Source organism: Clostridium pasteurianum DSM 525 = ATCC 6013, from assembly GCF_000807255.1.
Classification (GTDB): domain Bacteria; phylum Bacillota; class Clostridia; order Clostridiales; family Clostridiaceae; genus Clostridium_I; species Clostridium_I pasteurianum.
In genome coordinates this window covers 2473494-2488364 of record NZ_CP009268.1, presented here as the reverse complement: position 1 = coordinate 2488364, position 14871 = coordinate 2473494, and the positions used below count along the sequence as shown (strand labels likewise).

Here is a 14871-nt window from a genome sequence, read left to right as displayed (position 1 = left end):
TTATTGACATAATCTCAAGTATTTGTGTTATAATTTAAGCTGATTTTATATATATAGTTATGGAAAAATACTTTTAAATAAATGGGGGTAATTGATTAATGCAAAGCAAAAGAGAACAAAATATAAGAAATTTTTGCATAGTTGCTCATATAGATCACGGAAAATCTACACTTGCAGATAGATTATTGGAAAAGACAGGAACCCTTACTCAAAGAGAGATGGAACAGCAAGTGCTTGATAATATGGAGCTTGAGAGAGAAAGAGGTATAACTATAAAATCTCAGGCAGCAAGACTTGTGTATAGAAGAGAAAATGGAGAGGAATATATATTGAATTTAATTGATACTCCAGGACATGTAGATTTTAATTATGAAGTATCTAGAAGCCTTGCTGCCTGTGAAGGAGCTATATTAGTTGTAGATGCCACTCAAGGGATACAGGCTCAAACTCTTGCTAATTGCTATTTAGCTGTAGATCATGGTCTTGAAGTGGTACCAGTTATAAACAAAATAGATTTACCCAGTGCAAGACCAGATGAGATAAAACAGGAAATAGAAGATGTAATTGGAATAGAGGCATCAGATGCACCTCTTATTTCAGCTAAAACAGGGTTGAATGTGGAAGATGTTTTAGAAGCTGTAATAGATAAGATACCAGCTCCCGACGGAGATGAAGATGCACCATTAAAAGCTCTTATATTTGATTCCTATTATGACAGTTATAAAGGTGTGGTAAGCTATATTAGAGTTAAAGACGGTATTGTAAAAGCTGGAACCAAAATAAAACTTATGGCTACAGGGAAGCAGTATGAAGTTACAGAGGTGGGGGTTTTTGTACCTAATTTTTATCCTATAAAAGAACTTAGGGCAGGAGATGTTGGATATGTAACAGCTTCAATTAAGAATGTAAGAGATGCAAGAGTAGGAGACACAATGACTGAGATTGGAAAGGGTGCCGTAGAGCCATTACCTGGTTATAGACCAGCTATACCTATGGTATATAGTGGTATTTATCCTGTGGATGGAGCTAAATATGGTGAACTTAAAGAAGCATTGGAAAAACTTCAAGTAAATGATGCGGCTTTAAATTTTGAACCAGAAACTTCTATAGCCTTGGGATTTGGTTTTAGATGCGGTTTTCTTGGACTCCTCCATATGGAAATAATTCAAGAAAGAATAGAAAGAGAATTTAATCTTGATATTATAACTACGGCTCCATCAGTAATATATAAAGTTACAAAGACAGATGATACTATTTTAGAGATAACAAATCCAACAAATTTACCAGAGACTTCTGAGATAAAATTTATGGAAGAGCCTATAGTTAAGGCTTCCATAATTACTCCATCTGATTATGTTGGAGCTATTATGGAACTTTGCCAGGATAGAAGAGGAACTTTTATAGATATGCAGTATATAGAAACTACAAGAGTTATGCTAAACTATAAAATGCCTTTAAATGAAATTATATACGATTTTTTTGATGTATTAAAATCAAAGAGTAGAGGATATGCATCTTTTGATTATGAACTTGATGGATACACTCAAACTAAATTGGTAAAATTGGATATAATGCTAAATGGAGATGTGGTAGATGCTCTTTCAATGATTGTACCAGAAGAGAGAGCTTACAATAGGGGAAGAAGTATAGCTGAAAAGTTAAAGGAAATAATACCAAGGCAGATGTTTGAAATACCTATACAAGCAGCAGTAGGAGCAAAGATTATTGCAAGGGAGACAGTAAAGGCACTTAGAAAGGACGTACTTGCTAAATGTTATGGTGGAGATATAAGCAGAAAGAAAAAGCTTCTTGAAAAACAAAAAGAAGGTAAAAAGAGAATGAGACAGGTGGGAAGTGTGGAAGTTCCTCAAGAAGCATTTATGTCTATACTAAAAGTAGACTGATATTATTAAAAGAAAATGAGAGTATCAATGAATCTTACTTAGTTGGAGTTTGTACTCCAATTAAGTTTAGATGAATTATATAAAATTAGCTATTAAGTTAAGTTGATATTAATTAAAAAATGAAATTACAATGGAGTAGATAATATGGAAAAAACCGCCTTATACATTCATATACCTTTCTGTAAACAAAAATGTTTATATTGTGATTTTCCTTCTTTCGCCAATAATGAAAATTTAATGGAACAGTATATTATAGCATTGAATATAGAAATAAAAAAAGTTGCAGATAAAAAAATATCAACAATTTTTATAGGTGGGGGAACTCCCACCTATTTAAATTTACAATGTTTAAAAAATTTAAAAGAAATTTTAAAAAATTTAAATTTATCTAAACAAGTAGAATTTACAATAGAAGGGAATCCTGGAACATTTACAAAAGAGAAACTTAAAGTTTTAAAAGATATGGGAGTAAATAGACTCAGTATAGGTCTTCAGTCAGTACAGGACAGTTTACTAAAAACTTTAGGAAGAATACATAATTATAATGATTTCTTAAATAGTTATAATATGTCTAGAAGTATGGGTTTTAATAATATAAATATAGATTTGATGTTTGGTCTTCCTGGACAGAATGTTGAAATGTGGAAACATTCTTTAGAAGTTATAGTTGATTTAAATCCGGAACATTTATCTTGCTATAGTCTTATATTAGAAAAGGGCACTCCTTTTTTTAATAAATATGATGAAATGGATTTACCAGATGAGGATGTTGTAAGTGAAATGTATTCTATTACAAAAGAGTTTTTAAGTAAAAATGGATATTTTCAATACGAAATTTCTAATTTTTCAAAGAAGGGTTTAGAATGTAAACATAATCTTACCTATTGGAATTTACAAAATTATATTGGAATAGGTTCGGGAGCACATTCATATTATGATGGAATAAGGTATAGAAATGAATCTAATGTAAAAAAATATATACAATTGATTAAAGAAGATAATACTGCAGTAGTAGAAAATTATACTAATACATTAGAAGATGAAATGGAGGAATTCATATTCCTTGGACTTAGAAAAATTAAAGGGATTTCTATAGAAGAATTTAAAAATAGATTTAGAAAGGATATATTTTCTATTTACAGCGATGTTATAGAAAAGTATCAATCTCTGCATATGCTAATTGTTGAAGAAGATAGAATGTATTTTTCACCAAGAGGAATGGAAATATCAAATTATATACTGAGTGATTTTATTAATATATAATTTGATGAATATAATTTATACGAACATGTATACTATTATTTAGATATAAATATGATATGGCAATATATCTAGTAATTTTAAGAATTAAGGAGTTAAATTTTATAAATGCTTAAATTTAATCTCAATTAATTATAATAAAAAACTTGACAAAAAAATTATCCAGTGATATTTTAAAAACATAGTGATTAGCACTCAACACGGACGAGTGCTAATAAAGAGGTGATAATTATGGATGGGATTGATGGTAGAAAACTAAAGATACTCAGTGCAATAATAAATGATTATATAAATACAGCAGAGCCAGTAGGTTCAAGAACTATAGCCAAGAAATATGACTTAGGTATAAGTTCTGCTACTATAAGAAATGAAATGGCAGATCTTGAGGATATGGGATATATAGAACAGCTTCATAGTTCCTCAGGGAGAAAACCGTCAGATAAAGGTTATAGATTTTATGTTGATCAAATTATGCAGGTTTCAAAATTATCACCACAAGAAGAGTATATGATAAAGAGTCAGCTTATTGATTTTGCATTATTTGAAGTTGATAGACTCATACGTCAAGCCACTGTTTTACTATCAGAGCTTACAAAATTAATAAGTGTTGTCAAAACTCCATCTGTGGAAGAAAGCAGAATAAAGTCAATACAACTTATAGGTATAGATAATTTCAGTATTGTATCAGTTATTGTAACTGACAGTGGTCTTATAAAGAACAATATTATAAAAGTTAAAAATCCACTGGATAATAAAGTACTAAATAAGATAAATAATTTATTAAATTTAAGACTTAGAGATTTAAGTATAAATATGATAAATCTTGAAGTTATAAATAATCTTAAAAGGGATCTTTATGGTTATGAAGATATATTTGATGCAATTATTCCACATCTATATGACAGCTTAAATAGTAAAAGTAATAATTCAGAAGTGTATTTTGAAGGAATTACAAATATATTGGATTATCCTGAATTTAAGGATATAGAAAGAGCTAGAGAGATTTTATCTTTTGTAGATGATGTCAGTAATATAAAAAATATTTTAGATAATAAATCTAAAATATCTATACGTATTGGTCATGAAAATTATATTCCAGGTGTAAGAGATTGCAGTATTATATCTGCAGTTTACAGCTTAGGGGAAAGACAACTTGGCTCAATAGGTGTAATAGGCCCAACCAGAATTCCTTATTCAAAGGTTGTTTCTATATTAACAAAGGTAACAAAAGAATTGAACAAAAACATTAATAAGATTTATTTTGATGATGATTAGAGGTGAAGTGAATGTCTGATATTAATAATATTGACAAAGAGACTAATGAAAACTTGAAGAATGAAGAGGTAAATGAAACTTTGAAAGATAAGCAGAATGCTGATTCATCTGAAATCCTTGAAGATGAGCAAAAACTTGAAGATGAAGAATTTGAAGAGTTACAAGAAGATGCCTCATCTAAAGATAAGGAGCTTGAAGAAATGAAGATATTGAACAGTAAGCTTAAGGATGAAAATGAAAAGTTAAAAAATGAATTGGACACAGTTAAAGAAAGACTTCTAAGAACTGTAGCTGAATATGAAAACTACAGAAACAGGACAGCTAAGGAAAAAGAGGGAATATATTCAGATGCTTGTGCTGATGTACTAAAAGATATATTACCAGCTCTTGATAATATGGAAAGGGCTTCTTCTATTGATGGTAGTGTGGAAGATTTAAAAAAGGGAATTGAAATGACAGTGAGACAGTTTAAGGATTCTCTTACAAAGCTTGGAGTAGAAGAAATAGATTCCAGCGGGGAATTTGACCCAAATGTACACAATGCAGTTATGCATATAGAAGATGAAAGCCTTGGAGAAAACAGTATAGCTGAAGTACTTCAAAAAGGATATAAAAAGGCAGATAAAGTTATAAGATACAGTATGGTTAAAGTCGCAAATTAAGATAGTTTAAAATAAATAGCACATAAGTCATTTATTTTAAATATGTCTATAAATAGAAATATTACTTAATTTAAAATAGAATAAATTTTTAAATGAAAACTAGGAGGTTTTACATTATGTCAAAGGTAATAGGTATTGACTTAGGAACAACAAACTCATGTGTTGCAGTTATGGAGGGAGGAGATCCTGTTGTTATAGCAAATGCAGAAGGGGCAAGAACTACTCCATCTGTAGTATCATTTCAAAAAGATGGTGAAAGACTAGTTGGTCAGGTTGCAAAAAGACAGGCAATTACAAATCCTGATAAGACAATAATATCCATAAAGAGACACATGGGTACTGGTTATAAGGTTAATATAGATGGAAAAGAACATACACCACAGGAAATTTCAGCTTTCATACTTCAAAAGTTAAAAGCAGATGCTGAAGCTTATTTAGGTGAAACAGTTACTCAGGCAGTTATAACTGTACCAGCATATTTTAATGACAGTCAAAGACAGGCAACAAAAGATGCTGGAAAAATAGCTGGCCTCGAAGTATTGAGAATAATAAATGAGCCTACAGCAGCTTCTCTTGCATATGGTCTTGATAAAATGGATACAAATCAAAAGATATTTGTTTATGACCTTGGCGGTGGTACTTTTGATGTATCTATACTAGAATTAGGAGATGGAGTTTTTGAAGTAAAAGCTACTAATGGTAATACACGTCTTGGTGGAGATGACTTTGATAATAAAGTTATGGATTATATAGCTGATACTTTTAAAGCTGAGAATGGTATAGATTTAAGAAATGATAAAATGGCACTTCAAAGATTAAAAGAAGCTGCTGAAAAAGCTAAGATAGAATTATCATCTTCTACTCAAACTAATATAAATTTACCATTTATAACTGCAGATGCTACTGGTCCTAAGCATATAGATCTTAATCTTACAAGAGCAAAATTCAATGAATTAACTAGTCAACTAGTTGCAGATACAATAGAACCAATGAAAAAAGCACTTGCTGATGCAGGACTTAGCATAGGTGATATTGATAAAATATTACTTGTAGGTGGATCTACAAGAATTCCAGCAGTACAGGAAGCTGTTAAAGAATTTACAGGCAAAGATCCTTCAAAGGGCGTTAATCCAGATGAATGTGTTGCAGTAGGTGCAGCTATTCAAGCAGGTGTTTTAACTGGAGATGTTAAAGATGTATTACTTCTTGATGTAACACCATTAACACTTGGAATTGAGACTTTTGGAAATGTTGCTACTCCATTAATAGAGAGAAACACTACTATACCTACAAGAAAGAGTCAGGTATTCTCAACAGCAGCAGATGGTCAGACTTCCGTTGAAATACACGTAGTTCAAGGTGAAAGGCCAATGGCTAATGATAATAAGACTCTTGGCAGATTTACATTGTCAGGAATTGCTCCAGCACCAAGAGGAGTTCCTCAAATAGAAGTTACATTTGATATAGATGCAAATGGTATAGTAAATGTTTCTGCAAAGGATAAGGGAACTGGAAAAGAAGCTAATATAACAATAACTGCATCAACAAACCTTAGTGATGATGAAATAGATAAGGCTGTTAAGGAAGCAGAAAAATATGCTGAAGAAGATAAGAAGAGAAAAGAATCTATAGAAGTAAAGAACAATGCAGATCAAATTGTTTATCAGACAGAAAAGACATTAAAGGATCTTGGAGATAAGGTTTCTGCTGAAGATAAATCCAGCATTGAAGCAAAACTTGAAGAAGTAAAAAAAGTTAAAGACGGTGAAGATATAGAAGCTATAAAGAAAGCTACACAGGAATTAACTGATGCCTTCTATGCTGTTTCTTCAAAAATATATTCAGCAGCTCAAGGAGCAGAAGGAGCACAGGGAACAGCTGGTGCGGCAGGTGCAGGAACTGAAAATAATGAAGAAAAGAAAGATGACAATGTAGTAGATGCTGATTATAAAGTAGATGAAGATAAATAATTATAGAAAAAATATAATCTACACAGTATAATATATATAAGGGAAGGGGCTTACCATTCCCTTATATTTGAGTTATAAAGACTAAAAATGTTGTTGTATGTAGCATTGTTTTCTTAAATATTATATAATGCTGAATGTACGTTTAAGATAAATAAGCAATTTGTTGTTATATAGGTGGTGAATTGAATGGCAAAAAAGGATTTTTATGAGGTACTTGGTTTACAGAAGGGTGCCAGTGAGGATGAGATCAAAAAGGCTTTTAGAAAGCTTGCAATAAAATATCATCCTGATAAAAATAAAGGAAACAAGGAAGCCGAAGAAAAATTTAAAGAGATAAATGAAGCTTATCAGGTTTTATCAGATCCTCAAAAAAGAGCACAATATGATCAATTTGGAACAGCTGATTTCAATGGAGCAGGTGCTGGTGGATATGGAGGTTTTGATGGAGGAGGTTTTGACTTCTCAGATTTAGGAGATATATTTGGGTCATTCTTTGGTGGTGGATTTTCACAAGGGGGAGGACGAAGGCCTAATGCTCCTCAGAGGGGAAATGATATGGAATACTCCATAAATTTAACCTTTGAAGAAGCGGTTTTTGGGGTAGATAAGGAAATATCTATTACTAGAAGTGAAACTTGTGATACCTGTCATGGATCTGGTGCGAAACCTGGAACTTCTCCAAAAACCTGTGATAAATGTCACGGCTCTGGACGCATAAGAGTTCAAAGGAATACACCTCTTGGAAGTTTTGTTAGTGAAACAACCTGTGATAAATGCGGAGGTAAAGGAACTATAATTTCAGATCCTTGTCATACCTGTCATGGATCTGGTGTTCAGAGAAAAAAGAGAAAAATAACGGTAAAGATACCAGCAGGAGTAGATACTGGAAATGTAATACCATTAAGAGGCCATGGAGAACACGGAAAAAATGGAGGTCCTGCTGGAGACTTATATATAAATATAAGAGTAATGCCTCATAAGACCTTTAAAAGACAAAATTTTGATATATTTATAGATAGTCATATATCTTTTGTGGAAGCTACATTGGGAATTGAACTTAAGGTGCCAACTATAGACGGAGATGTAAAATATGCGGTTCCAGCAGGTACTCAGCCGGGAACAAGATTTAGACTTAAAGGTAAAGGCGTACCTAGAGTTAATGGAAGCGGAAGAGGAGATCAATATGTAAGAGTCATAGTAGATATACCAAAGGGGTTAAATGAAAAACAGAAAGAGGCTCTTGAGATGTTTGAAGAAGCTAGTGGTGGAAAATCTGAAACTAGTGGTAAAAAGTCTTCATTTTACGATAAATTAAAGCATGGATTTAAATAAATTTTATTTTTTATAGGTTGAATTTAAAAATCGCACATATTTTGTGCGTTTTTTTTGATATAATAATAATAGGAATAAGTTTTAATAAATAGTTAGGAGGGATATTTATGATGATGAATCTTGAAAATAAGGATATTGATAGATTGAGAAATCTTATCAGTAATAGAATTGCCGAACTAAGATATGATATAAATGATGAAATGCAGTATGGTGAGGATGAAATAAGAAAAGTCATAAGAGAATATAAAGCACTCCTAAAAAAAATTAATGAACAAACAGTGAAAACAGGTGTGATGAAATAAAAAAGATTGATATTATTATGCATTTCGGGTAAATATTTTAGAGATCTTAAGATTCTAAATTGCAAGAAAATTCATTTAATTTTCTTGTATACCGAAATGCTTTTTATTTTTTATCAATATGAGTCTATATTCTCATATTGATAAAAATGAAGAAAAAGTTTATTATAATAATATTGAAAATCATAGATTTTAAATATCTTATTGTTACTCTATTGATATTTTCTCTTATATGATTTACTATAGATTTTATGTGAAAATTATATTATTTTAATATATTTATTGTAATAAGAAAGGCTTAAAATATACAAATTATAGATGGAGGAGTTAAATTTTGGAAAAAGATTGGTTAGAAGTAAGTATAATCACCAGTAGCGAAGCTGTAGAAGCTGTTAATGGAATACTATACAATACAGATGTTAAAGGAGTTTCTATCGAAGATCCTAATGACATAGAATTTAAAAAGAAGCATCCAGGGGATTGGGATTATTTTGATGAAACATTGTTGACAGTGAAAGATGGAACTACCATAAAGGCGTATTATAAGGAAGGCAAAAATTTTAATGAATACATAGAGTATATAAAAAAATCTATAAATAATCTAAGTGAATTTGGTATAGATAAAGGAGCGGGAATTGTAACTGTAAATACAGTAAATGAAGCTGATTGGGAAAATAATTGGAAGAAGTATTATAAACCAACAAAGGTTGGAGCTAGAGTTGTAGTAAAACCCATTTGGGAGAATTACATAAAAAAAGATCATCAACTTGTTGTGGAATTAGATCCAGGAATGGCTTTTGGAACAGGTACTCACGAAACCACAAGAATGTGTGTTCAGGCATTGGAAAGATATGTGGAAGATGATTATACTGTATTTGATATAGGAACTGGTTCTGGAATACTTGCCATTACTGCTGCAAAGTTAAATACTAAAAAGGTTACTGGTGTAGATTTGGATCCTGTGGCTGTGGATTCAGCAAGAGAAAATATAAAATATAATGATTTAAGTAATATTGAGATTTTACATGGTGATCTTATGGAAGTAGTTCAAGGCAAAGCTAATATAGTGATAGCCAATATAATAGCTGAAGTAATAATGCTATTGACTCCAGATGTACCTAAATTTTTGGAAAAGGGAGGATATTTTATTTCCTCTGGTATAATAAAAGATAGAGCTGAAGAAGTTATTTCCACCCTTAAGAAAAATAGATTTGATATACTTGAAGTAAATAACCAAGGTGAATGGATATGTATAGTGGCTCAGCTTTAATAACAGCAGGGAGAGTGTAGAATTTTATGCATAAGTTTTTTGTGCCTGAAAATAATATGGATGGAAAGATTGCAACTATTACAGGAGATGATGTTAAGCATATTTACAAAGTATTAAGACTCAAAGCCGGAGACAAGATAAATATAAATAATTATAAAGGAAAAGAATTTGTTGCAGAAATAAGGTCTATAGATAAGGCTGCTGTTATTTGTAATATAATAGAAGAAGTTAATGCTGACAACGAAAGTAGCATAAAGATTCATTTATATCAAGCCCTTCCAAAGGCTTCAAAAATGGAACTTATAATTCAAAAAGCTACAGAACTTGGAGTTATTTCAATAATACCTGTTATAACGAAAAGAGTTGTTGTAAAAAATGAATTCGGTGAATCAAAAAAAATAGATAGATGGAATAAAATAGCTTTGGAAGCTTGTAAACAGAGTAAGAGAACTCTTATACCTAAAGTTAAAAATACTATTGATTTTAATGAATTCTTAGAGGAAGTGAAAGAATTTGACTTAATAGTTGTTCCCTATGAGAACGAAAAAAATCATGGTATTAAAAATATGATTTCAAACATAAGAGACAGATATATAACCAACGTAGCTATAATGGTTGGTCCGGAAGGCGGTTTCGAAGATGAAGAGATAAAGCGTTTAGAAGAAGTTGGTGCATATATAGTAACTTTAGGACCAAGGATATTGAGGACGGAAACGGCAGGGTTTGTATGCTCCTCTTTAATTATGTATGAGTTAGGAGATATTGGAGGGGAAATTCAATGAAGGTTGCCTTTATAACATTGGGATGTAGAGTAAATCAGTATGAAACTGAGGCTATGGCAGAAAAATTTATAAAAGAAGGTTTTAAAGTAGTAAACCATAATGATGCAGCAGATGTATATGTTATAAATACATGTACAGTCACCAATATGGGAGATAGAAAGTCAAGGCAGATGATAAGCAAAGTTAAAAAATTAAATACAGAAGCTGTAATTGCTGTAGTAGGTTGTTATTCACAGATTGCTTCTGAGGAAATATCACAAATAGATGGAGTAGATGTTATTTTAGGTACCAAGAACAAAGGTCAAATTGTGTATTTTGTTAATAGAGCAATAAATGAAAAAAATCAAATTATAGCCGTAAATGATATTTTTACTGATAAGAATTTTGAAGAGCTTAATATAGAGGAATATCAAGATAGAACTAGAGCTTTTCTTAAAATACAGGATGGATGTAATAGATTTTGTTCTTATTGTTTAATTCCCTATGCTAGAGGTGGTGTATGCAGCAAAGATCCAGAAAAAGTACTGGAGGAGGTTAACAAATTAGCTGATCATGGATTTAAAGAGATTATCTTATCAGGAATACATACAGCCTCTTATGGGATAGATATAGAAGGAGATTGGAATCTTGTAAGATTACTGGAAGAGATAGAGAATATACAAGGGATTGATAGAGTGAGAATTGGTTCTATTGATCCTACCTTTTTCACAGAAGGAGTTATTGAAAAGATAGCTGCTTTAAAAAAGTTATGCCCTCATTTTCATCTTTCTCTTCAAAGTGGTTGTGATGAAACTCTACGCAGAATGAATAGAAAATATACCTCAGAGGAATATAAAAATATAGTAGTAGAACTTAGAGAAAATATTGAAGATGTATCTATAACTACAGATGTAATTGTAGGTTTCCCAGGAGAAGATGAAAGTGAATTTGATAGTACTTATAAATTTTTAAGTGAAATAAAATTATCAAAAATGCACATATTCAAATATAGTCCAAGGGAAGGAACTAAAGCTGCTAAAATGAAAGAGCAGGTAGATGGGGCTATAAAGGAATTGAGGAGTAAAACATTAATTGAATTGAATGATAAGCTTGAAAAAGAATTTATTAATAGATTTATTGGTAGAAAAATGAAGGTTCTCTATGAAGATAATTTTAAAGGTATTAATAATTTATATGAAGGCTATACTCCAAATTACATAAAAGTAATTTCTAAATGTGATAATAATATATGCTCAGAGGTTCTAGAAACAAAATTACTTAAAATGAAGGATGAGCATTTAATAGGAGAGATTTTATAGAATATATAAATTAAAATATTTATAGCTTAAGTTAAGAAAAAAGAAAAAATTTTCAAGTTTTCTAAAGGGAAATGGAATATTTTGTTGAATAAATAAATAGAGGGAGGTGATAAAATGGAAGATTGTATATTTTGCAAGATATTAAAGGGAGAGATACCTTGTGATAAGGTATATGAAGATGATAGAGTTCTAAGCTTTAAAGATATAAATCCTGAAGCACCTGTACATGTCTTAATTATACCTAAAAAGCATATAAGTAGTATAAATGAATTAAAAGAAGATGATGAAAAGCTTATAGGATATATTTATACTGTGGCTGGAAAAATTGCTAAACAATTAGGCATATCAGAAAAAGGATATAGAATAGTATCAAATTGTGGAGAAGATGGTGGACAGACGGTAGGTCATATACATTTTCATTTTCTCGCAGGAAGAAAGTTAAACTGGCCTCCAGGTTAAAAAACAAACTTTATTAACAAATTTTATATAAATTATTTTAATATACTTGAAATTGTTGACATTAATAATTATAATGTTGTATAATAAAAAATGTGCTATTTAGCCCATATAGAAGCTAGTTTAAATTTAAAATTTGAATTGTGCTAGCGGAGGGAGGGATACAGATGTCAGAAATTAAGGTTGGAGAAAATGAAACATTAGAAAGTGCTCTAAGAAGATTTAAAAGAAAATGTGCTAGAGCTGGAGTTCTCTCAGAAGTAAGAAAGAGAGAACATTATGAAAAACCTAGCGTGAAGAGAAAGAAAAAATCAGAAGCTGCTAGGAAAAGAAAGTTTAAATAGGGTTTTGAAAGAAGGTAGACAGATGTCCCTTAAGGAAAAGCTACAGCAGGATTGGAAAGATGCCTTAAAAGGTAAGGATAAATTTAAAGCTAATGTAATTAGTATGGCCAAGGCTGCTATCTTACAAATTGAAAAGACTAAAGTAGTTAAGTTAAATGACGAAGAAATTATTGAAGTTTTAGCAAAGGAAGTTAAGTCAAGACGTGACGCTTTGCTTGAATTTAAAAAAGGCAAACGACAAGATTTAGTTGATACAGCTAATGCTGAAATTGAAATTCTTATGAGTTACCTTCCTCAGCAGTTAACAGAAGACGAAATAAAAGATATAATAAAAAGTGCAGCTAGTGAAGTTGGTGCTAATAGCATAAAAGATATGGGAAAAGTTATGGCTGCTATTGTTCCTAAAACTAAGGGACGTGCTGATAATAGTAAGGTGAGCAGCCTAGTAAAAGAATATTTAAATAAATAATGTAATATGTTAAGTCCGGTTTTACCGGGCTTTTTATTTTTTTGAGTAATTAAATCTATTTTTCCTTCATAAATTTATATAAGAGCATTTTGTGGATTAAAGGATGGGAGTATGCAGAATAGAATTTCAAAGGTTAAAAAGGATTTGGCGGAAAAATTAGATATACCTGCAGATGTGATTTTAAATATACCGAAGATAACTATAGTTGGCAACGATGAAATAACCATTGAGAATCATCAGGGGATTTTGCAGTTCAGCGATAATTTTATAAGAATAAAATCCAGTCTTGGCAATATAGGTATAGAAGGAAGTAATTTTGAGATTTTATTTATTTCAGGTACTACTATAGTGCTAAGTGGTGTCTTTAAGTCTATGGAATATGAGGGGAAGTAGAATGGGAAATAAATTTAATTTTAGAGAGTATAAAAACGGAACTATAACAGTACAGCTTCAATCTAAACAGATAGAGAGAATTATAAATATATTATGGTCTCATGGAATAGTTATAAGTAATATAAAGAGAAATAGTATAAATGTAATAACTTTTGATACAAGTTTTAATAATTACTACAAGGTGAAAGATTTAGCTTCTAGGACAAATAGTAAGATAAAAATACTAAATAGAAGAGGAATGATATTTTTAAAAATAAAAGTAAAAAGGCGAATATCTATGGTTATAGGAGTGTTTTTGTTCATAGGAATCATATCCTACCTGTCAAATTATATATGGGGGATTGATATAACTACTGAAAAGAATATTGCACCTTATGAAATAAGGGAAGAACTCAAAAATATTGGTATAACTCCTGGAATAAATAAAAAAAAGATAAATGTATATGATATAGAGGAGAAATTAAAAACTAATAATGACAATATAATGTGGGTAAGAGTAAGAATTCAAGGGTCTAAACTTAAAGTAACTACAACAGAAAGACAAGCGCCCCCGGAAGTTGTAAGAGATGATAGTCCCTGTGATCTCATGGCAAAAAAAGATGGACAGATAGTAAGAATATATACAAAGGCTGGAACGTCAGTAGTAAAGCCAGGAGACATAGTGAAAAAAGGGCAGATTATAGTTAAAGGCGAGCAAGGGAATGAAGGCAGTGAATATGAGGTACATGCTAGTGGCAGTGTTATAGCAAAAATTTATTATGAAGAAACAAGAACTGTATCTTTATTGAGAAAGGAAAAAAATAGGACAGGTAATCAGTTTGCAAACTATTATATATCTATATTGGGTAAAAAATTTTATTTGAAAAATAGTTTAAATAAATTTGCTAAGTATGATAAAATAGAAGAGAATAATAATTTCATAAAAAAGGAAATGTATTATGAAACTCAGGAAAAAAATATAAAAGAAGACCCTAAGGTTCTCGTAAATAAAACAGCAGATTCTATATATAAAAATATATTAATGAATTTTGATAAATCTGTTGATGTTATTGATAAATCGGTGGAAAGCAGCATAGAAGGAAATACTTGCAGAGTAAGAGTACTGGTAACTACAGAAGAGAATATAGCAGAAGATGCAAAATAGTTTGAAAAATTTA

At 30.7% G+C, this 14871-nt stretch carries 15 protein-coding genes; all 15 read left to right on the top strand.

Annotation, left to right across the window (positions count from 1 at the left end; genetic code table 11):
• The first annotated feature begins 98 nt into the window (after positions 1–98).
• The 15 genes from lepA (at position 99) to yqfD (ending at position 14858) form a co-directional block, all read left to right on the top strand.
• The gene (gene lepA, locus CLPA_RS11260) at positions 99–1904 is read left to right on the top strand and encodes a translation elongation factor 4 (RefSeq protein WP_003441496.1); all 1806 of its coding nucleotides are present in this window, start codon (positions 99–101) and stop codon (positions 1902–1904) included.
• Between the two features lie 144 nt (positions 1905–2048).
• Entirely contained in the window at positions 2049–3167 is a 1119-nt protein-coding gene (gene hemW, locus CLPA_RS11255) for a radical SAM family heme chaperone HemW (RefSeq protein ID WP_003441498.1), read from the top strand.
• 228 nt (positions 3168–3395) lie between these two features.
• Entirely contained in the window at positions 3396–4439 is a 1044-nt protein-coding gene (gene hrcA, locus CLPA_RS11250; protein ID WP_003441501.1) for a heat-inducible transcriptional repressor HrcA, read from the top strand.
• An 11-nt stretch (positions 4440–4450) separates the two neighbouring features.
• Positions 4451–5101 (top strand): nucleotide exchange factor GrpE, encoded by a 651-nt coding sequence (grpE, locus tag CLPA_RS11245; protein ID WP_003441504.1) that lies wholly within the window; start codon positions 4451–4453, stop codon positions 5099–5101.
• Positions 5102–5217: 116 nt separating this feature from the next.
• Positions 5218–7071, top strand: a complete 1854-nt coding sequence (gene dnaK / locus CLPA_RS11240) for a molecular chaperone DnaK (RefSeq protein WP_003441507.1) — start codon at positions 5218–5220, stop codon at positions 7069–7071.
• 186 nt (positions 7072–7257) lie between these two features.
• Positions 7258–8403, top strand: a complete 1146-nt coding sequence (gene dnaJ / locus CLPA_RS11235; protein ID WP_003441512.1) for a molecular chaperone DnaJ — start codon at positions 7258–7260, stop codon at positions 8401–8403.
• Between the two features lie 107 nt (positions 8404–8510).
• Positions 8511–8705 carry a hypothetical protein gene (locus tag CLPA_RS11230; RefSeq protein ID WP_003441515.1) on the top strand — a complete coding sequence of 65 codons (195 nt, stop codon included), beginning with the start codon at positions 8511–8513 and terminating at the stop codon, positions 8703–8705.
• A gap of 331 nt (positions 8706–9036) precedes the next feature.
• Complete coding sequence (prmA, locus tag CLPA_RS11225; protein ID WP_003441518.1) at positions 9037–9972, top strand: 50S ribosomal protein L11 methyltransferase; 936 nt, start codon at positions 9037–9039, stop codon at positions 9970–9972.
• Positions 9973–9998: 26 nt separating this feature from the next.
• Positions 9999–10754: a 16S rRNA (uracil(1498)-N(3))-methyltransferase gene (locus tag CLPA_RS11220; protein WP_003441521.1), complete on the top strand. Its 756-nt coding sequence runs from the start codon at positions 9999–10001 to the stop codon at positions 10752–10754.
• Positions 10751–12052 carry a tRNA (N(6)-L-threonylcarbamoyladenosine(37)-C(2))-methylthiotransferase MtaB gene (mtaB, locus tag CLPA_RS11215; RefSeq protein ID WP_003441524.1) on the top strand — a complete coding sequence of 434 codons (1302 nt, stop codon included), beginning with the start codon at positions 10751–10753 and terminating at the stop codon, positions 12050–12052. The genes CLPA_RS11220 and mtaB overlap by 4 nt, the downstream gene beginning before the upstream one ends.
• 114 nt (positions 12053–12166) lie before the next feature.
• Entirely contained in the window at positions 12167–12511 is a 345-nt protein-coding gene (locus CLPA_RS11210) for a histidine triad nucleotide-binding protein (protein WP_003441528.1), read from the top strand.
• A gap of 164 nt (positions 12512–12675) precedes the next feature.
• Positions 12676–12852 carry a 30S ribosomal protein S21 gene (rpsU, locus tag CLPA_RS11205; RefSeq protein ID WP_003441547.1) on the top strand — a complete coding sequence of 59 codons (177 nt, stop codon included), beginning with the start codon at positions 12676–12678 and terminating at the stop codon, positions 12850–12852.
• 22 nt (positions 12853–12874) lie between these two features.
• Positions 12875–13321, top strand: coding sequence for a GatB/YqeY domain-containing protein (locus tag CLPA_RS11200; RefSeq protein ID WP_003441549.1), 447 nt, complete (start codon positions 12875–12877; stop codon positions 13319–13321).
• Positions 13322–13432: 111 nt separating this feature from the next.
• A complete protein-coding gene (gene yqfC / locus CLPA_RS11195) occupies positions 13433–13714 on the top strand; it encodes a sporulation protein YqfC (RefSeq protein WP_003441551.1) in 282 nt (93 codons plus the stop codon).
• A 1-nt stretch (position 13715) separates the two neighbouring features.
• Positions 13716–14858 carry a sporulation protein YqfD gene (yqfD, locus tag CLPA_RS11190; RefSeq protein WP_003441553.1) on the top strand — a complete coding sequence of 381 codons (1143 nt, stop codon included), beginning with the start codon at positions 13716–13718 and terminating at the stop codon, positions 14856–14858.
• Positions 14859–14871: the final 13 nt, after the last annotated feature.

What these genes read in the sequence shown, in the direction of transcription:
- lepA (WP_003441496.1), top strand. Translation starts at nt 99, where the DNA reads ATGCAAAGCAAAAGAGAACAAAATATAAGAAATTTTTGCATAGTTGCT.
- rpsU (WP_003441547.1), top strand. Translation starts at nt 12,676, where the DNA reads ATGTCAGAAATTAAGGTTGGAGAAAATGAAACATTAGAAAGTGCTCTA.
- hemW (WP_003441498.1), top strand. Translation starts at nt 2,049, where the DNA reads ATGGAAAAAACCGCCTTATACATTCATATACCTTTCTGTAAACAAAAA.
- CLPA_RS11200 (WP_003441549.1), top strand. Translation starts at nt 12,875, where the DNA reads ATGTCCCTTAAGGAAAAGCTACAGCAGGATTGGAAAGATGCCTTAAAA.
- CLPA_RS11210 (WP_003441528.1), top strand. Translation starts at nt 12,167, where the DNA reads ATGGAAGATTGTATATTTTGCAAGATATTAAAGGGAGAGATACCTTGT.
- grpE (WP_003441504.1), top strand. Translation starts at nt 4,451, where the DNA reads ATGTCTGATATTAATAATATTGACAAAGAGACTAATGAAAACTTGAAG.
- mtaB (WP_003441524.1), top strand. Translation starts at nt 10,751, where the DNA reads ATGAAGGTTGCCTTTATAACATTGGGATGTAGAGTAAATCAGTATGAA.
- dnaK (WP_003441507.1), top strand. Translation starts at nt 5,218, where the DNA reads ATGTCAAAGGTAATAGGTATTGACTTAGGAACAACAAACTCATGTGTT.
- CLPA_RS11220 (WP_003441521.1), top strand. Translation starts at nt 9,999, where the DNA reads ATGCATAAGTTTTTTGTGCCTGAAAATAATATGGATGGAAAGATTGCA.
- yqfD (WP_003441553.1), top strand. Translation starts at nt 13,716, where the DNA reads ATGGGAAATAAATTTAATTTTAGAGAGTATAAAAACGGAACTATAACA.
- dnaJ (WP_003441512.1), top strand. Translation starts at nt 7,258, where the DNA reads ATGGCAAAAAAGGATTTTTATGAGGTACTTGGTTTACAGAAGGGTGCC.
- CLPA_RS11230 (WP_003441515.1), top strand. Translation starts at nt 8,511, where the DNA reads ATGATGATGAATCTTGAAAATAAGGATATTGATAGATTGAGAAATCTT.
- yqfC (WP_003441551.1), top strand. Translation starts at nt 13,433, where the DNA reads ATGCAGAATAGAATTTCAAAGGTTAAAAAGGATTTGGCGGAAAAATTA.
- hrcA (WP_003441501.1), top strand. Translation starts at nt 3,396, where the DNA reads ATGGATGGGATTGATGGTAGAAAACTAAAGATACTCAGTGCAATAATA.